Here is a 23,623-nt window from a genome sequence, read left to right on the forward strand (position 1 = left end):
TTTTGGTCTCAATGTTCGTTGCCGTTACGGCATCAGCACAACAGGGTAATCTTTCCAACAGTACTACCCCCATCCCAGCTGAAGAACCACCGGTAGACGGCTATTACGTCAAATCGGACATTTTGGGCAGGGAGGTTATACCCTATCCCATCATACGCCCCACGGACGTAGCTTATGTGAAACGGATATGGCGTGAATTCGATGTGCGTGAAAAGATGAATAGCCTCTATGCCTCTCCTAAATCCAGGCTTATCGATGTGATTATGGAAGCCGTACTGGCGGGCGAGCTGACGGCCTATGATCCTACGCCTACGGAGGACGACCCCACTGGTGACAGTTTCAAGACCCGCCTTGCTCCTGATCAAGTATTGGGCAGATTCGGTTCGGACAGCACGTTGGTTGAAGAGTTCGATGAAAATGGCAACGTAATTGCCTCCCACTTCGAGGCGGCATCATTTAATCCGGACGATATCGTTCGCTTCCGCATCAAGGAGGATTGGATTTTCGACAAACAACGTTCCGTATTCGAGCCCCGGATCATCGGTATTGCTCCGCTAATCACGCCAAAAGTTGATGAAATAACGGGGGGAGCCACCGGCGATTTCGGTGCAGGGGCGCCTGAGGATATTCCGGGTATGGGTAGCGCAGCAGCAAGCCCTTCGATAACGGCCGATGCTTATCCCGCTTTTTGGATTTATTTCCCGGAAGCCAGACACATTTTTATCAATAAAGAAGTGACATCGCGCCATAATGACGCAACCGGATTAAGTTACGACGATGTGTTCATCAAACGACTGTTTGCAAGTTATATTGTCAAACAATCCAATCCGGAGGATTTGCGTATCCGCGACTACATTGACAACGGCCTAGAACGCTTGTATGAGGCCGAACGCATCAAAAAGAGCCTCGTTGATTTTGAACAAGACTTGTGGTCTTATTGATTGTTGGCATGACAGAAAAGTGATCTTCGTCACACGGCACGGGCTTTTTTTATTTTTGGCACGTAAATCGTTATTAATCTTTTATAATGCGAATGTAAAATTGGTGTACACCATATTGGAGCATATGAAGATTTTCTAAGTTTGCATTCAAGCGTTTAACAGTAAGCTTTCAAACAGATATTAAGTCGTGCAACTAAAAAAAGTAGAAAAAATCTCCGGGATAAGCTCGGCTGACTTTATCAAAAACTACATGAACAAAGGCGTTCCTGTCATTTTGGACGACTTTGTCAGTAAAGATAGCCCCGCTTGGACAAAGTGGAGTTATGACTATTTCAAGGAAATAGCCGGAGATGCCCAGATTTCCCTTCATGGGCGGGAAGATGCTTCCAACGACCGGGCCGCCAGCGCGCCAGTCGCGAAGATGAAGTTTGGTGAATATTTGGATTTGATTGAACGGGAGCCAACCGATTTGCGTATTTTTCTGTTCAACCTGATGAAGTTGAAACCCGAGCTCAACCACGATCTGATTTACAACGATGTGACGGGAGGGAAAGTGTTAAAATGGCTGCCTTATCTTTTTTTTGGTGGCGAAGGTTCCAGCACACGCAATCACTTTGACATTGACATGTCCCATGTTTTCCTTACCCAGTACAAGGGTATTAAGAAAATTTGGCTATTCCCGTTGGAGCAATCCGATCTGATGTACAAACTGCCCTATAACTTTCACAGCATCGCTAACCTCAAAACCCCCAATTACGAAAAATTCCCGGCATTGAGGTTTTTGAACGGGTACGAAGCCGAGATACATCCCGGCGAAACATTATTTATGCCTTCCGGATGGTGGCATTACATCCAATACGTCACGGAAGGCTATTCCATTAGCGTAAGGGCACTACCGTCAAAAGTATATGATAGGTGGCGTGGATTCCGCAACCTGGTCATCACCCGTAACTTTGACAATACCATGCGGAAAATTTTTAAAGATCGCTGGTTTAATTACAAAATCAGCACGGCCAACAAACGTGCGGAAAAGGCCCTCCGAAGAGTAAAATAAGCGCTGACCGCTATCAAGGAAAAACAACCACTTTGGCGCTTCCAAAGTGGTTGTTTTTTTCCTCCCGCTGCCGTAACTTCGTAGCACCATGTATTTTTTCAGAAAAAAAGATCCAAATCGGCCCGATAGCTTCAATCTCCGGGTCATGCATGCGATAAATGCAACAGCCATCATCCTGTTTTTGCTGGCTATTCTATACAAAATTATATCGCATTTTTTTTTTCGTTGAAGATGAGCCAAAAAATTCATCTCATATATCTTATACAGCTATGTCTATGCACAAGGAAATAATCAACACCACGCAAGCACCGGCACCTATTGGCCCCTACAATCAAGCCGTTAAGGCCGGCAACACCCTGTATGTCTCTGGTCAAATTGCCCTTTCGCCCGATACGGGATTGTTGGTCCAAGGTACGGTGTCCGATGAAGCACATCAGGTGCTCAAAAACATCAATGCGGTGCTCAATGCGGCGGGCTATAGCTTCGCCGATGTTGTAAAAACCACCATCTTCCTCCGCGACATGGATGATTTTGCCGCAGTTAATAGTGTTTATGGGGAATATTTTACCGAGGAGGCCCCGGCACGCGAAACGGTGGCCGTAGCAGGATTACCCAAAAATGTCAATGTAGAAATTTCCGTAATTGCCTATAAAGAGTAGATGCAAGGCCGTATAAAGTATTTTTCGGCGGCATTTTTTGCTGCCGCGCTCTGGGGCTTCATGTCCATTCCCTTGCGTGCTATCAAAGCATGGCCAGCGGGCGATATCCTGTATTACCGCATTTTTGTTTCGGTGTTCTTTATTTGGCTATTCATCTTCGCGTTCCGAAGACGTCAGCTACGAGCAGACGTCAAGCATATCAGACAGCTATCGCCGGCAAAGCGGAAACAACTGGGATGGCTCATGTTTATCGCTTCGTTACTCATCATGGGCAACTGGTTTGCGTTTATCTATGCGGTCAATCACGTGAGTATCCAATCGGCGGCCTTTGCCTACCTGGTATGCCCTTTGATCACCACCTTAGCCGGATTCCTCATTCTCAAGGAGGGCCTGTCTACGATTAAAAAAGTGAGTATCGGTATCGCCTTTATCAGTGTTGCGATGTTGGCTCGGGGTTCTTTTTATGAAGTTTCGTGGTCTGTTGGTATCGCTTCCTTTTATGCCTTGTACTTGGTTGCCCAACGGATCATCCAACAGGTAGACAAATTGAACGTTTTGGCGGCCCAACTGACGATATGCAGCTTGCTTATCGTGCCGCTGTTGCTTTGGCAGCAACATCCTGTGCCGCTTGATCCAAAATTTTGGTTGAATATTATCATCATTGCCATCATATTTACCATTATTCCGCTGTACATGAGCATGTATGCGCTTAACGGGCTATCCTCATCTACGGTAGGTATTATGATCTACATCAATCCGATTATTGCGTTTGTCGTGGCCGTCGTCTATTTTCATGAACATATCAATACGCATCAATTATTGGCTTACTGTGTGCTGTTGATGGCGGTATTCTTATTTAATTGGGGTGCACTTCGAAAGGTTTTTCATAAATTCGCATAAAAACCGTTGAAAACTTAAGACCGTTGTGGCATCATTCAGCACCATAACTCCCATCGAATACTTAAAAGGCGTCGGCCCCAACCGCGCCGAAGTACTTAAAAGCGAATTGGGTATCCATACATTTGGTGAATTGCTCCAGCATTACCCTTTCCGCTACATCGATCGCACACAGTTCCACAAAATCCAGCAACTGCAGCCCGATATGCCGGCGGCACAGGTTATCGGTCGCTTGATCCATCTTGAAGAAGTGGGCGAACGCCGGGGAAAACGCCTAATCGGGCACTTTAAGGATGATACCGGCGCCATGGAATTGGTCTGGTTTCAAAGCATTGGCTGGCTCAAAAAATCACTCAAAGTCGGTGCAGCCTATATCATTTATGGGAAACCAAACGTATTCAACAACCAGCTATCCATAACCCATCCGGAAATGGAACTTTACCATCCGGGTGCCAAGCAGGCTGGCAATATGAGCTTACAGCCGGTCTACAGTTCGACCGAGAAGCTCAAAAAATTTATGCTTGACAGCCGGGGTATCCAAAAGCTACAAGCGGCGTTATTGGAGAGCATTGCCCACCACCTGCAAGAAGTATTGCCCGATTATGTACTGCAAAAACATCGACTTATGCCGTTGCCCAACGCACTGGTGGCCATCCATTTCCCCCGTGATCGACAGGCACTCGCCCAAGCCACCCGTCGGCTCAAGTTTGACGAACTGTTTTTCATTCAATTGAAGCTCCTAAAAAATAAGCTGCTCAATACCCAAAAATTCAGGGGACACCGGTTCGACGTAGTGGGCCGCCGCTTTAACACGTTTTACAGCAAACACCTCCCCTTTTCGCTTACCAATGCTCAAAAACGCGTAATCAAGGAAATTCGGAAGGATACCGCTTCAGGCGCACAGCTCAACCGCCTCGTGCAGGGCGACGTAGGCAGCGGCAAAACAGTGGTTGCATTGATGAGCATGCTGCTGGCGGTAGACAACGGTTTCCAGGCATGTCTAATGGCCCCAACCGAGATACTTGCCCAGCAACACTACAACAGTATCAAAAAACTATTGGGCGATAGCATTGCTTCCGTACAACTGCTTACCGGTTCGGTTGCTAAAAAAGACCGTAAGACTATCCACGCGCAATTGGAGGATGGCTCACTGGATATCCTTGTGGGCACCCATGCCCTGATTGAAGATTCCGTGCGTTTCAAAAATCTGGGGTTTGTTGTAATTGACGAACAGCATCGTTTCGGTGTGGAGCAACGGGCCAAGCTCTGGCGTAAAAACCATACCCCTCCCCATATGCTTGTGATGACAGCTACCCCTATCCCCCGTACTTTAGCCATGACCTTGTACGGTGATCTGGACCTATCGGTCATCGACGAGCTGCCTGCAGGGCGCAAGCCCATCAAAACCTTGCATCTTTATGAAAGCAGCCGCTTGCGCATGTTTGGTCTCATGAAAGACGAGATTGCAAAGGGAAGACAGGTCTATATCGTCTATCCACTCATCAAGGAAAGCGAAAAAATGGATTTACTGTACCTCGAAGCGGGGCTGGAAACCCTCATGAAAGAATTTCCACTACCCCAATACCGCATCAGCATTGTGCATGGCAAAATGCCGGTAAAGGATAAAGAATTCGAGATGCAACGATTTATCAAAGGTGAAACCCAAATCATGGTTGCAACAACGGTGATCGAGGTAGGCGTGGATGTCCCAAATGCATCCGTGATGATCATTGAAAATGCTGAGCGCTTCGGACTATCACAATTGCATCAACTACGGGGGCGTGTAGGGCGCGGTGCCGAGCAATCCTATTGCATCCTGATGTCCGGCCAGAAGCTCAGTAAAGACAGCAGACTTCGTCTGGAAACCATGGTACGCACCAATGACGGGTTTGAGATTGCCGAAGTTGACCTCCAGCTACGCGGCCCCGGCGACATTACGGGTACGCAGCAAAGCGGAATATTGGATTTGAAACTGGCGGACCTTACCACCGATCAAGCACTATTGAATGAAGTACGCAACAGCGTCATCCACATTTTAGAAAATGACCCCAAACTAACCAAACCGGAAAATATCTTGCTACGGGAATACCTCACGGAAAGCGAACCAACCATTGCTTGGGAAAAGATATCTTGAAATCAGCTATCACCAAGCGATTCATCCCACACCAATTTTGGCTTGCCGTCTTCGCAGTCGATACGGCTCGGCGGCAACAGCAACATGCAATCCGAGACCACATCCCACTTACTGTTATACGCCTTTTGTAACTCCGTATAGGTCGCTACCTTTTCCAGAAACGCGACCGTGTCCATTTCGGTTGTATAAGCAATATAGCCCGCAGGGCCACCGCAAGCCTTTTCACCGATTGCGGTAAAACGCCATTCCGTCACATCCTCGCAAGGATATTGGGCTGCCAGCGAGTCGATTTCCTGACGCGCCGCTTCCAACTGTAAGCTTTCTGCTTCAGGACTACCCATGATGGTCTGCTTTTCACATGCGAATACCATCAACACGGCAACCAGACCTACCAAAAACGTCACCTTTCTCTCCATATCAGCTATCTTTTCTTGTAGACGAATATACAAAATTTTCGCTACAGCCCCGTTACCTTGTTGAATCCTTCGTCTACGAATATCCCCCTTTCGTCTAATACATTATCCATTCGTCGACAATTACGTGCCGTTTGTCTATTCAGCCCGTTTTCCGTGCAACGTTTTTGGCCATCTGTCGTCTTATCGATAAAGAATAAAGAAACAGAAGTAAAAACATAAAACAGTATAGTTATGAAATCAATTGTATTAAGCGCCATGATTTGCGCAGCAGTAGCAAGCAACGGCATTGCAAGTACTAACACCTCCTATGATGCCTCCAATGATAAGGAGTTAGTAAACGATCAAAAAAGCGTCGCCGCGTTTAAACAGGCCATTACTTTCCACCAGCGCAATGTGGATGTGCTCTGGGAACAGTACGGACTGGCGGAAGCACGTATCAAAGAAAGCCGTGGCAACCACGCAGAATTAGAACGTGATAAAAACTTTTTTATCGGCGTATACCAACAAGACATAGACAATGGAGTCCGTGTGAATGAAAGCAAGAAAGCCATTGAAGCAATCAACGTGACATACGCTGAAAAACATGCTCAGCGGGACGCCTACGAAAAAAAGCAGATCGCCAAGCTGCAAGCACAATTAAAGGCTGAGCTGAACAACGAGAAAAAGCAGTTTGAAAAAGCCAAGAAAAAATATGCCAGTCTGATCAATGAAGAAACCCTACCGCTATTGCGCGAAGCAGAGCAACATTTTGCAAAGGCTATCGAACGTGCCAATAGCTTTCCTTCTTCAGGCACCGCTATTGCGGCACGTTAAGCAGTAAACTACAATAAATGAATGGCAGCCCCTTATCAAGGATGGCTGCCATTCATTTTGGAAAATATGTGTAAGTTTGCCTAAACACAATTAGCATATGCTTGGACTTCGATTGTTGACCGACCCGCGCTGGGCTAATATTGCAGAAACCAACCTGGAGGAAATCCTGACGGACCACGCGTGGTGCGAACAGAAGGCAGCCTCCAATGCCATTTCATTGATTACGCAAAATTCGGAGCATCAGGATTTGGTGCATGAGTTGACGGCCATCGCTATTGAAGAGATGCAGCACTTCCAGCTTGTCATTGACATCATCAAGCAACGCGGCTATACACTCGGTCGCGAACGCAAGGACGACTATGTAAACCAGCTGATGAAATTCACCAAGAAGGACGGCAGCCGCAATACGGCCTTCATTGACCGGTTGCTCTTTGCTGCCATGATAGAAGCCCGTAGTTGTGAGCGGTTTCGTGTGCTCTCCCAAAACATCAAAGATAAAGAGCTGGCCAAGTTTTACCATGACCTGATGGTATCCGAGGCCAGCCATTATACAACCTTCTTGAATTTCGCCCGCCGTTACACCATCGATGTTGATGTAGACCGGCGTTGGAAAGAATGGCTCATTTTCGAAGGGGAGCTTATCAAATCATACGGCAAGAAGGAACATATTCATGGGTAAAAAAGCGATTACGCTGCTGATTCGCCCGCGATATCGAGCACCATCCGACCCTCGATCTCCCCTGCTTTCATTTTGTCGAACACGTCATTGATGTTTTCCAGCTTTACGGCCGTTACGTTGGCCTTGACTTTCCCTTCATTGGCGAACTGGATAGCCTCCTGCAAATCCTTCCGAGTACCCACGATTGATCCCCTCACCGTAATGCGCTTGAGGACGGTTTCGAAGATAGGAAGATCAAAGCTACCCGGTGGCAATCCGTTCAACGCAATAGTGCCTTTACGGCGCAGCATGCTTAATCCTTGCCGGAATGCGATGGGCGATACCGCTGTGATGAGCGCACCATGTACTCCTCCCACTTCCTGTTGCAAATAAGCACCCGGATCCTGCTGTCGGGCATTGACCACCAAATCGGCGCCCAGTCGTTTCGCAAGCGCGAGTTTGTCATCGCCTACATCTATTGCTGCGACATGCATGCCCATTGCTTTTGCGTACTGAACGGCCACATGCCCCAGCCCGCCGATGCCCGATATAGCCACCCATTCGCCAGGTTTGGTTTCCGTTTCCTTCAATCCCTTATAGACCGTGACCCCAGCGCAAAGGATGGGTGCCATCTCGATGAAGTTGACATTGCTGGGCAGATGCCCCACATACCGGGCATCTGCCAGCACATATTCAGCGAAACCACCATCGACGCTATAACCGCCGTTTTGCTGCGACTCACACAACGTTTCCCAGCCCGTGATACAATGCTCGCAATGCCCACATGCACTATACAGCCAGGGTACTCCTACGGCATCCCCTTCCTTGATATCGACTACGCCTTCGCCTACAGCGACTACGTAGCCGACCGCCTCATGGCCCGGTATCAAAGGCATCTTGGGTTTAACAGGCCAATCGCCTTCTACAGCGTGCAGGTCGGTATGGCATACACCGCTGGCCACCACCTTCACTAATAATTGGTTGCGGCCTGGAGGCCTCACATCTACTTCTTCGATTTGCAGCGGAGCTCCAAACTGACGAACCACTGCAGCTTTCATCGTTTTAGGAATCATAATCTTGCATTTTATAGACAGGTAAATTATTCATTATCCCTTTTTTGATGCTGCAAGATAGAAGGATCCCGAGAACCGATAGATGTTGCGCCGCAGATTAAAAGATGACAGTGATTACTTTTTGCCTTCCATTACCGCTCCCACCATACTTTAGTATGGAAATCATCCGCCCCCATGCGCTGTACAGCCTCTTGGTAGTTTTCCCGGTTGAACCGGCGCACATCGGTATGATACATAAAACGCGTAGGCATCTGCCCTTGATGCAGCATGTGAGGCGTCTTGGGCAGCTCGGGATATCCGGTCCGGCGATATTCAAACCACTGCTGGTAATCATTGAAAAATAATGCCAAGTATTTTTGATTCATGATACGCTCAAACGTGCCGTCAAACCGTGCTGCTTCATTTTCAAAATAATCATCCGGCATTACGCCACCTTTCCACTGTGTGATGGCTGCCTCCACCCCGCGCCGGTACGCTGCTTCTGCCGCCGCCATATCGCCGCGGAAAAACGCAACCTCGGATTTGATAAATTCCACTTCGGCATAGCTCATCATCACCTCGATGATTTCAGTGCCCAATGTGGTGTATACCATCAAATCACCGTTAGGTGTGCTGGGATCATAATTAAACTGCGAAGCATCCCCCGAGTGGGCGCTGGGAATACCGCGATAGCCCAAATCGACATATTCGCCATTCTCTAAGCGCCTTGCACGGGTCATAAACAACGGTCGGCGGGGATCCGCTAACTCGTTGAGCATATCCACGAAAAACTCAGCCATTGCTTCGAAATTGACATAATCCTGCCTTCTGCCCCACGCATAGTCATAGGGGGTCAACCCTGATATTTTGACCAGCGCAGCTTCTGCATTTGATGTAAACACCGGATACTCATCAGGGTTGTCAATCATCGCTTGCAAACGCTGGTAGCTGTTCTGCTCGGTGCGCTTAGACATACGCAATATCATCCGCATCAACAATGAGTTGTTGAACCTGCGCCAGTTTCGCTCCTGATCGCCCGCCGTTGCTTCCTCGCCGTAAAGCAGATCGTTGCCCACCATATCCCCTCCGGCTGCATAGATGCGGTTTGCCTCTTCCAGCTGTTCGATGAGGCTGTGGTAGATTTCTTCTTGCGTATCAAATCGGGGCTGGTTAATTCCTTCTTCGGCTTGCATAGCCTCGCTAAACGGGACATCCCCAAAGCTATCGGTCAGTATCCCAACGATATAGGCACGTAAGGTTGCAGCAACTGCTTTAAAGATGGGCTGGTCGTATTCATCAGCCGCTTCATCCATCTCGCGGAGGTTGCGCAGCAGGCGGTAGCAGGTATTCCATGTACCGTTGCCAGAATTTTCCTGCAGGTAATACCAGTGTGCCGCGTTGCCCGAACTGGGATGCGGCAACCCTACCTGCATCAGCTGCCATGTAAAATCATAGCTCCGTACCGTAAAATAAGTACTCATCCCATAAATTGTCGGTGTGAGCATGCTACCTGGCGTCACTTTTTCAATCTTATTGGGGTCGGTATTGACTTCGTCAAAATCCCGCGTACATGATGTGGCCAACAATACGGTTATTAAACTCCCCGTTATCGTATTTCGATTTAACATATTCATGATCAAAAGCGTTAAAAAATCCCTTAATTAAAATTGAAACCTCAGGTTTACGCCCCATGTTCTTGGCGTGGGCAATTGCCCCATTTCTACCCCCGGCACGATAGTGGCGCCATTAAGACTCGCCGTCTCGGGGTCAAAAATCGGAAAGTCCGAAATCATCGCCAGATCACGGCCATACACGGCAATGCTGGCACCCGCGAGGCGCCAACGTGACACCACTGAAACCGGCAGGTTGTATTCCAACCGGACTTCCCGCAGTTTCAGGTATGAAGCGTCAAAGCTATTCGTCTCAATATTCGCCCGCCGGTAGTAATCACCGTACCACGTCTGGATCGGCACCGGCGTTGTATTGGGCGAATAGCTGCCGTCGTCGTTCAAGACCACACCTTCGCCGATGACCGTCATGGTTTCACGACCCAGCAACGTATGGCGAAGTTTGCCTTGTTCGGTCATCTTATGATGGCTCTGCGAATACAGTAAACCACCATATTGACCGTCGATGGTTGCGCTGAATCGCCAGTTTTTGTATTGAAACTCATTGACCAAGCCTGCCCTCCAATCGGCATATGCGTTACCGATTTTACTAATATCATTGGGCGGGAGGGCCAATCCTGTTTCACCATTAAACACCACTTGCCCCTCAGGATTGCGCACCAGCCCAAATCCCCATATGTCGCCGATGCTACCGCCTACGGTGGCCAGCAAGGTAGCTGTACCGCTCGTAGCGATAATTTGCTCCTCGCCTTCCACATCCTCGCTTAATGACAGAATCCTGTTGTTATTGGTAGACCAAGTCGCCGTGGCCGTCCACGAAAAATTGTCGTTTTTCACAGGGCTTCCGCTCAACATTACCTCAATGCCGCGATTACGGATTTCACCGGCATTGATGAACGCACTGCTATAACCCGTGGTAATATCCAAAGGCACGGAAAGCACTTGATTTTCAGTGGTGATGGTATACACATTTACATCCGTATTGATGCGATTGTTAAACAGTGCTACATTGACGCCAGCTTCCCATGAGCGGGATATTTCGGGCTTTAGGTCAGCATTATGAAGCACCGATGGTGCTTCCGCAGAGCCAGGGAAATCTGTCTTGCTGTAGTATTTGGCCGTACGATACGGGTAAGTGTCATTGCCCACCATGGCCCATGAAAGGCGTGCCTTTGCAAAGGTGAAAGCATCCGGCAGGGAGAAAATATCGCTAAGGATATAGCTGCTGCTTACCGAAGGATAAAAATATGAGTTATTGCCATCGGGCAACGTGGATGACCAGTCGTTTCTTCCGGTTATATCCAAGAACACCAAATCACGGTATGAAAAGTTGACGAATCCATAGACGCTGTTGGTACGGCGCCGCTGCAAATCATTATCTGCCAGTGCTTGCTCCAAGGCGTTCGACAATTTGTAGATGCCGGGCAGCAGCAGCCCCCGCGCTATCGCATTGTTCGTTTTTGACTCGTACCGCATTGCGTTCGCACCTAAAGAAGCACGCAGGTCAATGGCGGGTGTAAGTTTGTTCTGGTAGGTGAGCAACATATCCGTGTTCGACTCAAAGAAGTACACATCTTGCTCCTTGTAGTACCCCTGCGGAAAATTAGCCGTGTTATACGGTCTACGGTTGTCCCTTTTATCCTGTCGCATATTCAAGCCTGAACGCACCATGAGGCTCCACCGGTCGTCGAAGGTATAAATGCCCTGCAAATTGCCCTCCACGGTATTGCTCTTCAGGCCATTAGTCATCTCATAGGCAATGAGGTAAGGATTTTCGATATAGGAGCTAAACGGATGAATTTGCTCCAACTGCTCTTTGCCCTGTTTCCAAATCGGACGATACCACTCCAAGTCGACATTTGGATTCTGGAATATCATGAAATAGCCGATCGACTGGTTGTTATACCCGGTACCGGGCAGGTTATCACTGCTTTTTGCCGTATAGCTCATCTTGGCATTGACCTGAAGATTTTTTGAAAGGTGTGCACTGCTGTTCAGGGATGCCACGATACGCTCGAATCCGGTATTGGGCATAATCCATTCATTTTTGGTATGGGTCAGTGATGCACGCGCCGAAAACCGATCAGTGGCCCCATCCAGTGCAACGCTATTGGTAAAGTTCAGTCCTGTGCGCCAAAAACCTTTGATATTGTCTGTGTATGGTCGCCATAGCCGTCGGTCCACGGACTGTCCTTCTATTTCCGGATCATATTGGAAATAATATTGACCGTCGAATCTCGGACCAAATGCGCTGGAAGTTGACCCGGTATTGGCGCCGTCTTCGGAAAGGTGGTAGGAGTAATAGAGATCGCCGTTTGCATTGCGGTTGTTATTGCCCTGTCCGTATTCATACTGCCAGTCCGGCCAACGTAGCACATCCTGAATACTGGTATTGGAATTGACAGTAATGCCGATACCTCCCTCACGCCTACGGCCGCTTTTGGTGGTAATAATTAATGCCCCATTGGCAGCACGGCTGCCATAAAGAGCCGATGCAGCGGCTCCTTTCAGCACGGTCACGGATTCAATATCATCCGGGTTGATATCGGAAAGCCCGTTGCCAAAGTCGATAGGAATATCTTTGTCTACCCCACTTGCGCCAGCTCCATAGGCCTGATCTACGCCAGAACTGATTTTGCCATTGATCATGGGGATACCATCTATTACAACCAGCGCCTCATTGCCATTGATGTCCAACGAACGGTCGCCCCGCAGGTTGATGCGGGTAGAGTTTAATGGTCCGGAACCTGTCTGGGTGAGGTTGAGGCCGGCCACTTTACCCTTCAATGCGTCCGACCAGTTGTTTGAAATGGCATCCGTCAGATCTTCGCCTTTCACAACCGATACGCCATAACCAAGCGCCTTCTCTTCGCGTTTGATACCCAGTGCAGTTACAACCACTTCGGACAATGCTTGGTTGTCTTCCTCCAACAGGACATCCACCTGCGTACGGCCCGCGACCGCTTGCTCCTGCTTTACGAATCCGATAAGCGCAAACACCAGGGTAGCATCTTCCGGAGCTGTGATGCTATATTGGCCGCTGATTCCCGTTGACACCGTGGTGGTCGTACCTTTGATACTGACCGAAACACCGACCAATGGCTCACCATCCGCCGATTTGACGTGCCCGCGCACGGTCAGCTGCTGGCGGATGCTGCGGTTGCTGCTCGCGCCGTCGGTCACATCTCCCGGAAAAATCACCAGCAAATCCCCTTCAACCCGATAAGTAAGCCCCGTGTTGGTCAAGATCTCTTCCAACAACCGATCTGCAGGCAATCCGGCGCTTACTGTATGTGCCTGCTTACCCGCCAGCTGCCTGGTGTCATACACCAATTTCTTATTGATGCGCGAAGCAACCGCTTTCAATGCCTGCTCCAATGAGACTCGTGTGTGCTGTACCGGCGCATGGCTGGCATGCGCGTATTGCTGAGCAGTTACGGGGCCCCAGCATAGCGATAGAAAAGCTCCGTACATCAACGCCCGTTTTGTTAAGTACTGTCGATTTGATTCCATACAATGTATTATTATGTCATAAAAAAACCTGATTAAAACGCTCGCTCGCGCAACACGATCAACCCGTCTTGATCTACCCGGATAAGTTTATTGACCAGACAGACGGAAGACAACACCTCATCTAATGAGGTCTGTGGGGTAATGGTAGCGGTGAAGCGGTAATCCCGGCGTTCATCTACCTCAAGCACAATGGTCGTGGCATATTTATCTTCCAAGGCGCGCACCACGTCTTTCAGCGAACGCTGTGCGAAGCTGAGCCCACCTGAACGCCATATTCCCGGCGTTTCCGAACCCGTTGTATAGCTCATGGCTTTGGCTTCCTTGTTGTATAACACACCTTGTCCACGCGTCAGCCTAAAGACCTGCTGCGCGCTAGCCGTATCCGTAGGTCTGACCTCTACCTTACCGGTTTCCACAGCAACCCCCACTTCAGCCGTCTCTGGATGTACCTGCACATTGAAAGATGTACCGAGCACTCGCGTATCAAACCAATCAGTCCTGACGGTAAAAGGCTTGGATGTGTCGGGCGTCACTTCGAAAAAAGCTTCTCCCTGTACCAAGTGCACGGTGCGTTCGCCCGAGCTAAAATTTTCCGGATATTCCACGCGTGAGTTTGCATTAAGCCAGATGACCGAATGGTCAGGCAGCACGATTTGCTTGCGCTCGCCAGCACCGGTCTGTGTGATCCGTAACGTAGGGAGCGTTTCTTGAGACGGCCACAGGTACCACCCGAATAGCGCAAGTCCGGCGATCAATACCGCTGCAGCCCCCGCGCGGACCAACCTGCGCAATTTCCCCATGCGCGCTGAGCGCAATTGTCTACGTATCGCGAAGAGCATCTCCGTCTTTATCCGTCGCTCGTCTACTTCATGAAGCGGCAGTGGCCTTTGCTCTTGTTCTTTCAACCAGCCTTCAACGAGCTCTTTTTCGAACGAGGTAGCCGTTCCGTTTCGGTATCGATCAATGAGTGCTTTGAATAGTGATGGCTCCATATGTTCATCTTTGCCATACTATCCAAAAAAGGGGGGTGCTGTACTACCCGGCCCGATTAAGAAATCATTAAAAAAACATAAAGAAAAGCACTGGAAAGACCATATCGCGGCATAAAATGCGCATACGTTTACGTGCCGCCGTCAGTTGATTTTTGATGGTCTGCTCAGATAATCCCAAGTGGCGGGCAATCTCTGCGGTACTTAGTTGCTCTTCGACGCTCATCCGAAGTACATTTTCCATAGCAGGAGGCAATTTCGCCATTTGACGGCTTAGGGTGTCTTCCAGCTCCTTTAAAGCAATCGGATCGATTTGCATCGCAAAAGCATTAGCCATCTCATAAGAAAGCGGTAGATGCGTCCGGCTGCCTTCCAAAAGCCGGGAAGCGCTGTTTAGTACTTTATAGTGGACAGCTTTATGCAGGTAAGCCGCAAGTGTTGTCGTGATTTCGATTTGATCGCGCCGCATCCAAAAACTGACGAAGACCTCCTGCACCGCATCTTTCGCATCGGCTTCAGACCGTAACACGTTCCATGCAAACCGGTAAAGTTCGTGCCAATACCGATCATACAGCACCTCGAAAGCCTGTTCATGCCCACGCTGTATATAAGCCATCAATTGTTCGTCCGAACAACCCGCATAGCGCCTGGTTTGCATATTCTTCTCCTCGTCCACTTGGTACACTGTAGACGGTGCCAAGTTATCCGTGTCATATTAACTGGAGATTAAGCTGCTGTAAAAACTCGGTTCATGTAAGGAGCTAAGCATATCGGATCTTAAAATTTTCCTTGGCCTGCCCATGATGGAAGAACACCAATCCTACATGGAATAAGTCGACCGTCACGGTTACTTCCGGCTTGGCTTTGAGGGACAGCCACAATCGCCTCATTCCCTCGTTGCGATAGATTCCTTCGAGTACCGCTACGCTCCCCGGATGAAGCGCAGTCCAAAGCTTGTGTAGTTGGTAGCTTATCCGGTCGGCATCAGTGCCTTCGGCGATGACAAAATCCAGCGGCTCATCCGGCAGCCTATCGCCCACCCTATATACCCGCTTGGGTTTAAATCGATCAATAAGCCGAACGGTCAATCGCTTGATTTTGTCAGGTGGTTCGTCAGCCTGCGGCCTGGCATAAAAGACTTCATCCACCAACCTGTATACAAAAGGCGAATGCGTGCCGTGCCTGGACTTGGCAGACAGCAAATGAATGAGGTAATCGATATAAAAGCGAACGTACACCGCGGCAAAGATAACAGAAATCGGTTTTCACTTCCATCGCTTGTGTGACCAAAGCCAATATGCGGGCGCCCTACGGATAGTTTCTTGCAGGCGTTCGCCGAAGCACCGGGTAATCTGACCGTCCATGGTTTCCCTGGCCTGGTCTGTGATTAACGAGAAATGCACGTTCCACCCGTTGCTACCATCTCGCTGGAGCTCCGCGTAAAAAACGACCGCATCAATGGCCTTCGCCAGTTTTTCCGCACCTGCAAACAAGGTCGTTGGCTGATGCAGCAACTCCATGGGATGCCCCTTGTGCCATCCCGGAAATTGATCGGCGATAAACAGGCTCAACGCAGCTTCGCCTTCTGCCTTCATCAATAACCGCGCAGCCTTCTCCGCTGGTATGAGCTGCATCCCAAATCGCGATCGGATATGCCTTACCATACGGCATAGTAGCCTATTTGATAACGGTTTATACAAGGCGTTTACAGGCAAGGACAGTTTAGTAGGGAGAATATGAAGGCTTTCCCAGTTGCCATAATGTCCCAGTATGGCAATCATGGGCTTTGCTTGGCTATGGTAGTGTTTCAATAAATCGGCATTGGCGACGTGTATCCGGCCAGCCAATTGCTGTTTACTGATGGAAACCGATTGGATAATCTCTACCATAAGACACGCGAAATGCCAATAGAAATCCTTTGCCAGTGCATCGATCGCTGCGTAAGGTTTCTCCGGGAATGCGCGAGACAGGTTTTGGAGCACCACCTGGTAGCGATAGCGGATTATCGAGTATGTAAAGAAATAACAGCAGCGGCCAACGGTGGCCAAAAGTAGCCAATGGGGCAGGCGGCTAAGCAAGATAAAGGGAAACAGGGCAACAATATACGCCGCTCTCACCAGGAACTCGGCGGCTCCCCATCGTGTTACTTTCATGCTTTGCATATTAATAAGTATTGTAAACGATTTGGCATTTAAGTAAAGACAAGCTCAATCACGTTTACCCTTATGCAGAAACAGACGGAATTGCAATAAGCTACCACCGGTAAGATACCCCACCCATCATCCCGATGTGTAACGCCCGGCCAGCGTCTTTATTGTGGTACCATTTCCATCCACTTATGGGATTTAAAGAGCCATTTTCCTTATCACGATAGGTATAAGTGATGGTAGGGCCCGCTATAAAGCCCCAATGTTGGTTGAAGCTGACTCGGGGAAGCAGACGTAAAGACAGCCGTTGTTCGATATCCGCTTTGAAATCCGTACTGGCCCTGCTGACCACTTCCGCCTGCAGTATGAAAGCGCCTGTCCGCAACGCGGTCGCCCCCACTCCCGCTTCGAGCGCATACCTCATGGGACTATCACTCAGGTAATATCCTATCCCCAACAAACCATATAATATCCGCCCACCCGAGCGGAAGGCCAGTTGCGCCATGCTGGATTCGTCCACTGCGGCCGTAACGCTTTTTTCACCATTTTTGACCAAATTAATCATTCCGATGGGGTAGTCACTACTGTCAGCCACATTGACCAAGGCAAGCTGGACGCCCTTTACGTTTCCACCGGTGTTCACTACCCCAGCTATTTGCATGCCGTCTACATCTTCCGCCACGTTGAAAACGCCCGAAAATTGCACTCCTTTTGTCTTGCTGGCGTGGCTGCTCACGCCAGCCAACTGCAAACCGGAGGCCTTCTGCATAACGATATTAGAAATTCCAGCCAGCTGTACACCCTCCATGTCATTACCTACGAGGTTAAACAAGCCAGCGGCCTGAAAATAGCGTGTACGCTGCTGGTTGATGTTAAAGCCTCCCGCTATTTCAACACCATTTACGCCGGCGGTATGACCACCAAGGACATTCAGCGACACTTGATTGACCACTTGGCTATTGAACAGTCCTTGTGAGCTTAACCCCGGAGTCAATGAAACTTGATAGGAACTATACGCGAAAAATCCCCCTAAATTGATACGCTGGATACGCTGTTTCGAACTGGTGAAAAACCGCCCGAATGCCGAGCCTTCCAAACCGCCTCCGCTTCCGTCACCCAAGAACAACCAATACCGTCGTCCTTTGTGTTTTGACCCGACTTGAACGGGCGGCAGCAAAGCCAATGTGGTATCGCGGTACTTTTCCTTGCTCACCGTAAGCCATATAGTCTCTCCCGGCCGTTTGATACTCAATTTAAAATCTCCCGTGGGCCCAGATAGCGTAGATACCAGCGCTTGGCGATCATAGATGCTGGCGAAGGGCACCCCCATGCCATTGCTGGCATCGCTGACTTGCCCCTCGATGACCAATGGCCTGCCCCTTTCTTTTTCTACGCGAAAGGCCAATTTCATCGTACCCGGTGCGTAACGAATAATGACATAGCCGGGCGTCTCTTTAAATTCGTAGCTGCGGCCGAGCATACGTCCAAGAAAATTAATCAGTGGACCACGATAGTTCGGTACATTGACCAGGCTATCGGCGGCGATAGCGTTACTATTATAGGAAAAGTAAAACCCCTGATCTTGACTTACCGCCGACAACAGATCTCCGATTCGTTGATTAGGCCCTCCTTTGATGGAGATATCCCGTGTGAGGTAGCTTTGAGCTTGGCACACCGACGCTATGGCGATGGCCCAACCAATTGAAAGTAGTTTCAGAAGGGGTTGGTGGTTCGGGTAATTTATCATTATGCCGGGGCAGAAACAGCTATTTGAATACAATCGTGTCGCCCTGTTGTGCGACGGTCACTCCCAATGTTTCGGCAATAATATTCAACCGCTCATCCAACGTTCCATCACGTAGCGTAGTCGTCATGGGCAAGTCGCGCAGTTGATCACGGGCTATCACAATAGTTACTCCATGGATCTCCTCCAATAATTCGGCAATTCGCCAAAGCGGTGTGTGATCCAGTATTAAACCACTATTCACGTCCTGTTCAAACTGCCGTGTCAGCGTATTGATGGTTACCTGCTGACGGGCTGTAAGTTCTACCACACGGCCGAGTCCATCCACCTTCACTTTTCCACTTTCGACGGCAACGGTTGTCTCATCACCACTCCGCCTCACATGGAAAGCTGTGCCAAGTACCGTTACTGTTACTTCTCCGGATTGGATGACAAACGGTCTATCCCCATCCGGGGCAACTCTGAAAAACACATTGCCTCCATGCAGTTTCACCTGCCGCTGACGTTGAAATGGTCCGTTTGAAAATCGCAATGATGCCTGTACATCCAATGTGATGATAGAGCCGTCGGTCAATGTATCGGTGCTCGGCCCGTCGGTGGCGCTGTAGTCAGCACCCAGCAATTGGCGTTCTCCAGACAACAGGAAATAGTAAGCCACGATCGATACCAAGATAAGACCGGCAGCGATCCGCAACCAGCCCAAACGGCGAGATACCCCCTGGCGCGACCGTTGCAAGGCACCACCGGCGCGTTCACGCCGTTGTAAAAAGCGTTGCCAAGCGGCTTCTTCGTCTACACGGTGCTCAGGAGCGAGCCGCTGACTGGCCTCCCAAACGAACCGGAACTGCAAATAATACTTTTCGTTGTCGGGATGAGCGGCAATCCATTTGCGCACGTTCGCAGCCTCCATCTCATTTGCTTCATTCAGCACGTATTTTGTGAGCAATACATCATCCATAGCATCATATATTAGGTAATACGATAATCAACAACGGCAGAAAATCGGCTAATCGGAGCCTCAATAGTCGCAGCGCCTTTGCCATGTGAGCTTCTACGGTCTTTTGCGAAATCCCTAATCTATCAGCGATCTCCTGATATTTCAGTTCTTCAAAGCGACTAAGCTGGAACACGGTCCGGCATTTTTCAGGCAACTGCCGGAGTGCCTCATGCAATTGCAGATATAGCTCCTTATCTGCCGCCGCGACTGTGGATTCCTCTTGTTTGTAGCTCATCATTGCTTCCGCGATATATTTGCGTTGAACCTTTTTATGCTTTAAGTGATTCAGGCTGTCGTGATAGACGGATTTATACAGATAAGCCCTTAGCGACGTGTGGATTGTTAGCCGTTCCCGGTTTTCCCACAGCTTCAAGAAAACGGTCTGTACAATTTCTTCAGCTACACTTTCATCCTGTAGCACCGTATAGGCGTAAGCGTGCAATGCTTTAAAGTTTGCTTTAAATACCTCTTCAAAGGCACGCTCATGACGGGGATGTATCAATGTTTCTGTTTTGGCCAAAGTTACTTCCATTTACTTATGCAGACAACTTAAGTTTGTTTTACCCTTATTCAACATTTTTTTATTACAACATCCCCACCAATCACCGCTTAACACATCAGTTAAAATTTATTAACAAAAACAAAACACGGCGCAAAATACTGTATATCAATACGTTAAAGCAAAAGCACATCACAACGATGTATGTCCCAATTGGCTCGGTCGCTCGCTTCGTTTAGCGATCCGTGTTTTGCAGCAATCAATTTTTTCACCATGAATCAAAAAATTACTTACCAAAACATTTGCATGTTGCTGTGGTGCCTCATCGCAACAGTCGGTAGGATGCCTGCCGCACATGCGCAACCGATGACCGTACGCGGTATAGTGGTGGATGCAGACCACCTGCCTCTAACGGGAGCAAGTATCCGCCTGCCGGCTTGCGAATTGTTCAACACCTTGGATTTGTCGTTCTGTTCTGGCTAATGGCACGTGTTGCAGCTGATATCAAATAGTTTTTTTAACTTTGTATTAATGAACGAGAAAGAGTTAGATTCACTGATCAAACTGCTCGATGATCCGGATGCGGAGGTATTCCGGCATGTAGAACAAAAACTGATCACGATGGGGCCGGAGGTCATCACCCGGTTGGAATCCGTGTGGGAGCAATCTTTCGATGTGGTGCTGCAAACTCGCATCGAAAACCTTATTCATAAAATACAGTTTGAAGATGTGCTGCAAGAACTGGAACTTTGGAAAGTCAGCGGTTCTTTTGATTTGTTGCAGGGGCTGATTATTATCAACAAATACCAGTACCCCGACATGGACGAGCAGAAAATCATCAACCAGATAGAAGCCATTAAACGCGACGCTTGGTTGGAAATGATTTACAGCATGAGCGCAGTGGAGAAAGTGCGCCTACTCAATAACATCATTTACAATGCTTACGGATTCTCTGGTAATACAAGCAACTACCATGATCCGCAAAATTCCTATATCGGCCAGGTGCTGGAAAGCCGCAGGGGCAACCCCATTCTCCTTGCCTGTGTTTACAGCATTGTCGCCCAAAAGCTCGACATCCCCATTTATGGAGTAAACCTTCCAAAGCATTTTATCCTTGCTTACACGGAAGACCACGCCCCAGTGGAAAACAGGCACGGCGTCCTGTTCTATATCAATGCCTTTAATCGAGGCCAGATATTCGGAAGGCATGACGTGATCGCTTTCCTTAAACAGCTTAACCTCAGTCCGAGCGACAATTTCGTGCTGCCCTGCAGCAACCTCGACATCATCACGCGCGTACTACGCAACTTGGTCACATCCTACTCCCAAGCCGGCAACGTGGCCAAAACGGAAGAGATCAACCGTATGCTTGCAGTACTTGAATAAGCATCGGTGAGTTCGTGTGCTAGGCAACTTACGTTGACAAGCTATTGCGGGATCCCCCTTGCGTCCAGGAAGATGCTGAAGGGCGTGCGGCTTGGCGAGCTGAATGTGATCGTCGTTTCGGGCGCGACATTCCCATTATCTGACAGCTTAAAGCGGGAAATGGTCCGCCGATTCTGATCGGCCACAAAAATGCTGCGGCTCTCGCCCGAACGCGGATCGATGGCAACATCTATCGGGCCAGATAACCCCGTCAGTGATCCGCTGATGGTTCGCGTCGGTGTCACCGTTGCAGATGCCTGCTCAAAATAAGCTTTTATGCCTTCGATGATATAGATCCGCCCGTCGTGCACTTGCCCCCCATCCAGTTGCGTACCGGTACCATAGTCTGCCGCCACCAACACGTCCAGTGAATCGACAAACGCGATACCCCGGATGCTGGTAGCGCCCTCAATCCGGACCGTCGAAACAGGCTGGAAGTCGGCTTCCAGCGAGTCGCCCTGTCCGAGATTGCTGTACAGCGCCACGCCGCCGTTTGTTCCTGAGTTGGCTACCAAAAGGCTGTCGTTCCATAGCTGTATTGCCCATGGGCGCATTGCTGCACCAAGCTGGAACACGCGGTTAGGCCTTGTAAAACCCGCTCTGTTTGCCGGTTGATAGAATCCGTAAATGGCGGTTGGGGTCATATTGTTCGCAACATATAACATCTCACGGGGTTGGTGATAGGCGACACCCCGCATTGCACGCAGCTCGTGATGCCCAAAATTCCCTGAACTTCCCAGTATCCCCAAATTACTTACACTCATCACCCGGATGATGGTATCAGCATACCCAGTCTGAAACACACGGCCCGCATTGGGACTGAAATGAATAGCTCCTCCGCCAAGTGCACCCGAATTGTAATTTAGTGTAATGGCCATGGGCGTAGCATCCGCGGGATCAATAACCACGACGTTGTCTATGGGATCTTCAGACTCACTTTGCTGATAGGTTTCAAATGAAACGTACAACCGTGATATCGGGGTTGTGGGTAATGCGGGCTCATCGTCATTGCGCATGCAACCTCCAAAAGCCAGCAGTATACCGGCTGCCAGGGCAAAAAAAACAACTGACTTTTTCATCCAAAGGGATTTTGGACAAAGGTATGAATTTTTGCGCATGTCCGCACTTATTCGGTAGGCCCGGTCTGGCGTGGGCGCTGAGCCTGCTCGGGAAGTGGCACAAATTCGGTTTCTCCCGGCACTGGATCGAACCGCTGTTCGAGCCAACGCTGCTTTGCCGCTTCTATCGTCTCACGCTTGGTCGACACGAAATTCCAATAAATATGACGTTCCTCCGGAAAAGGATCCCCGCCAAAAATATAAATACTGGTATCCGCGTGGATAGTAAATGTACACAGCGTAGCCTCTTTGGCCACCAAAATCTGCCTCGGGGAGTAGGTATGCCCGTCACTTGCTATGCTGCCTTTAAGAATGTACAGGCCCGATTCTCCAAACAACTCGCGGCCAATATCCAGCTGCTGGTCGGCGGTGCTGTGTATTTCCAGAAAAAACTGCCTACTGTGTACAGGTACCGGCGAACGACGGCCGAAAGCTTCGCCAGCAATGAGCCTAAACGTGACATGGCCCTCTTCCCAATAGGGGATATCCTTGGCTTCCACATGATGAAAGGAAGGTTCCGAATTTTCGAGCTCTTTGGGCATAGCAACCCAGATCTGCAAGCCATGCAGGCTTTTGTCAGAATGGCGAAGGTATTCCGGAGTCCGCTCGGAGTGCACCACTCCACGCCCAGCCGTCATCCAATTGACCGCCCCGGGTTGTATCTCCATCGCTGTACCCAAGCTATCGCGGTGCATCATACTTCCTTCAAAGAGGTAGGTAAGCGTAGACAGGCCAATGTGCGGATGGGGCGGTACATCCACGTTTTGCGTGTCGCTCAGTTTAGCCGGCCCCATGTGATCAATGAAAATGTAAGGACCAACCATGCGCTTGCCCCGGAAAGGCAGTAATCTTCCCACCATGAAGTTGCCAATATCTGCTGGCCGCTCCTCGATGATCATTCCTACGTTTGACATGATATAAAAATGTTATTACGTGACA

Annotated in this window: 23 protein-coding genes; 10 read left to right on the forward strand and 13 right to left on the reverse strand. The window is 49.3% G+C overall.

The window, feature by feature from the left end; all coding sequences use genetic code 11:
* Positions 1–11: 11 nt before the first annotated feature.
* The 6 genes from JHJ32_RS14980 (at position 12) to recG (ending at position 5,685) form a co-directional block, all read left to right on the forward strand.
* On the forward strand, positions 12–941 hold the full coding sequence (locus JHJ32_RS14980) for a gliding motility protein GldN (RefSeq protein WP_233632681.1): 930 nt from the start codon (positions 12–14) through the stop codon (positions 939–941).
* Positions 942–1,128: 187 nt separating this feature from the next.
* Complete coding sequence (locus tag JHJ32_RS14985; RefSeq protein ID WP_079718067.1) at positions 1,129–1,995, forward strand: cupin-like domain-containing protein; 867 nt, start codon at positions 1,129–1,131, stop codon at positions 1,993–1,995.
* A gap of 88 nt (positions 1,996–2,083) precedes the next feature.
* Positions 2,084–2,224, forward strand: coding sequence for a DUF6728 family protein (locus JHJ32_RS23225; protein WP_317043121.1), 141 nt, complete (start codon positions 2,084–2,086; stop codon positions 2,222–2,224).
* Positions 2,225–2,270: 46 nt separating this feature from the next.
* On the forward strand, positions 2,271–2,654 hold the full coding sequence (locus tag JHJ32_RS14990) for a RidA family protein (protein WP_079718066.1): 384 nt from the start codon (positions 2,271–2,273) through the stop codon (positions 2,652–2,654).
* Positions 2,655–3,554, forward strand: a complete 900-nt coding sequence (locus tag JHJ32_RS14995) for an EamA family transporter (RefSeq protein ID WP_079718065.1) — start codon at positions 2,655–2,657, stop codon at positions 3,552–3,554.
* 25 nt (positions 3,555–3,579) lie between these two features.
* Entirely contained in the window at positions 3,580–5,685 is a 2,106-nt protein-coding gene (gene recG / locus JHJ32_RS15000; protein WP_200121491.1) for an ATP-dependent DNA helicase RecG, read from the forward strand.
* A 2-nt stretch (positions 5,686–5,687) separates the two neighbouring features.
* Here the strand turns inward: recG and JHJ32_RS15005 are convergent, their stop codons facing one another.
* On the reverse strand, positions 5,688–6,101 hold the full coding sequence (locus tag JHJ32_RS15005) for a hypothetical protein (protein ID WP_200121492.1): 414 nt from the start codon (positions 6,099–6,101) through the stop codon (positions 5,688–5,690).
* A 231-nt stretch (positions 6,102–6,332) separates the two neighbouring features.
* Between JHJ32_RS15005 and JHJ32_RS15010 the strand changes: the two genes are divergently transcribed.
* Together JHJ32_RS15010 and JHJ32_RS15015 are read left to right on the forward strand one after the other, a co-directional pair.
* A complete protein-coding gene (locus tag JHJ32_RS15010; protein ID WP_200121493.1) occupies positions 6,333–6,914 on the forward strand; it encodes a hypothetical protein in 582 nt (193 codons plus the stop codon).
* Between the two features lie 97 nt (positions 6,915–7,011).
* Complete coding sequence (locus tag JHJ32_RS15015; RefSeq protein ID WP_200121494.1) at positions 7,012–7,593, forward strand: tRNA-(ms[2]io[6]A)-hydroxylase; 582 nt, start codon at positions 7,012–7,014, stop codon at positions 7,591–7,593.
* Positions 7,594–7,601: 8 nt separating this feature from the next.
* Here JHJ32_RS15015 and adhP read toward each other — a convergent pair whose 3' ends face one another.
* The 10 genes from adhP to JHJ32_RS15065 all read right to left on the reverse strand — a co-directional run bounded on the left by adhP (position 7,602) and on the right by JHJ32_RS15065 (position 20,174).
* Entirely contained in the window at positions 7,602–8,645 is a 1,044-nt protein-coding gene (adhP, locus tag JHJ32_RS15020; protein WP_200121495.1) for an alcohol dehydrogenase AdhP, read from the reverse strand.
* Positions 8,646–8,776: 131 nt separating this feature from the next.
* Positions 8,777–10,258 (reverse strand): SusD/RagB family nutrient-binding outer membrane lipoprotein, encoded by a 1,482-nt coding sequence (locus JHJ32_RS15025; RefSeq protein WP_200121496.1) that lies wholly within the window; start codon positions 10,256–10,258, stop codon positions 8,777–8,779.
* Positions 10,259–10,285: 27 nt separating this feature from the next.
* Positions 10,286–13,765: a SusC/RagA family TonB-linked outer membrane protein gene (locus JHJ32_RS15030; RefSeq protein ID WP_233632683.1), complete on the reverse strand. Its 3,480-nt coding sequence runs from the start codon at positions 13,763–13,765 to the stop codon at positions 10,286–10,288.
* A 32-nt stretch (positions 13,766–13,797) separates the two neighbouring features.
* Positions 13,798–14,757, reverse strand: coding sequence for a FecR family protein (locus JHJ32_RS15035; RefSeq protein WP_079718057.1), 960 nt, complete (start codon positions 14,755–14,757; stop codon positions 13,798–13,800).
* Between the two features lie 67 nt (positions 14,758–14,824).
* Positions 14,825–15,454, reverse strand: a complete 630-nt coding sequence (locus tag JHJ32_RS15040) for an RNA polymerase sigma factor (protein ID WP_200121497.1) — start codon at positions 15,452–15,454, stop codon at positions 14,825–14,827.
* A 61-nt stretch (positions 15,455–15,515) separates the two neighbouring features.
* On the reverse strand, positions 15,516–15,992 hold the full coding sequence (locus JHJ32_RS22890) for a hypothetical protein (RefSeq protein WP_079718055.1): 477 nt from the start codon (positions 15,990–15,992) through the stop codon (positions 15,516–15,518).
* 27 nt (positions 15,993–16,019) lie between these two features.
* Entirely contained in the window at positions 16,020–16,907 is an 888-nt protein-coding gene (locus tag JHJ32_RS15050; protein ID WP_176146252.1) for a lysophospholipid acyltransferase family protein, read from the reverse strand.
* A gap of 100 nt (positions 16,908–17,007) precedes the next feature.
* Positions 17,008–18,648 carry a carboxypeptidase-like regulatory domain-containing protein gene (locus JHJ32_RS15055; protein WP_200121498.1) on the reverse strand — a complete coding sequence of 547 codons (1,641 nt, stop codon included), beginning with the start codon at positions 18,646–18,648 and terminating at the stop codon, positions 17,008–17,010.
* Between the two features lie 19 nt (positions 18,649–18,667).
* On the reverse strand, positions 18,668–19,603 hold the full coding sequence (locus JHJ32_RS15060) for a FecR family protein (protein ID WP_200121499.1): 936 nt from the start codon (positions 19,601–19,603) through the stop codon (positions 18,668–18,670).
* A 4-nt stretch (positions 19,604–19,607) separates the two neighbouring features.
* Positions 19,608–20,174: an RNA polymerase sigma-70 factor gene (locus JHJ32_RS15065; protein ID WP_079718051.1), complete on the reverse strand. Its 567-nt coding sequence runs from the start codon at positions 20,172–20,174 to the stop codon at positions 19,608–19,610.
* A 240-nt stretch (positions 20,175–20,414) separates the two neighbouring features.
* Here JHJ32_RS15065 and JHJ32_RS15070 point away from each other — a divergent pair, with 240 nt between their 5' ends.
* Positions 20,415–20,624, forward strand: coding sequence for a hypothetical protein (locus tag JHJ32_RS15070; RefSeq protein ID WP_200121500.1), 210 nt, complete (start codon positions 20,415–20,417; stop codon positions 20,622–20,624).
* Between the two features lie 48 nt (positions 20,625–20,672).
* Positions 20,673–21,527 carry a transglutaminase-like domain-containing protein gene (locus tag JHJ32_RS15075; RefSeq protein WP_200121501.1) on the forward strand — a complete coding sequence of 285 codons (855 nt, stop codon included), beginning with the start codon at positions 20,673–20,675 and terminating at the stop codon, positions 21,525–21,527.
* A 41-nt stretch (positions 21,528–21,568) separates the two neighbouring features.
* Here JHJ32_RS15075 and JHJ32_RS15080 read toward each other — a convergent pair whose 3' ends face one another.
* Together JHJ32_RS15080 and JHJ32_RS15085 are read right to left on the reverse strand one after the other, a co-directional pair.
* The gene (locus JHJ32_RS15080) at positions 21,569–22,645 is read right to left on the reverse strand and encodes a hypothetical protein (RefSeq protein WP_200121502.1); all 1,077 of its coding nucleotides are present in this window, start codon (positions 22,643–22,645) and stop codon (positions 21,569–21,571) included.
* Between the two features lie 47 nt (positions 22,646–22,692).
* Positions 22,693–23,598 (reverse strand): pirin family protein, encoded by a 906-nt coding sequence (locus JHJ32_RS15085; RefSeq protein ID WP_200121503.1) that lies wholly within the window; start codon positions 23,596–23,598, stop codon positions 22,693–22,695.
* Positions 23,599–23,623: the final 25 nt, after the last annotated feature.

Origin of the sequence: Parapedobacter sp. ISTM3, from assembly GCF_016533505.1 — a bacterium.
Classification (GTDB): Bacteria; Bacteroidota; Bacteroidia; order Sphingobacteriales; family Sphingobacteriaceae; genus Parapedobacter; species Parapedobacter luteus.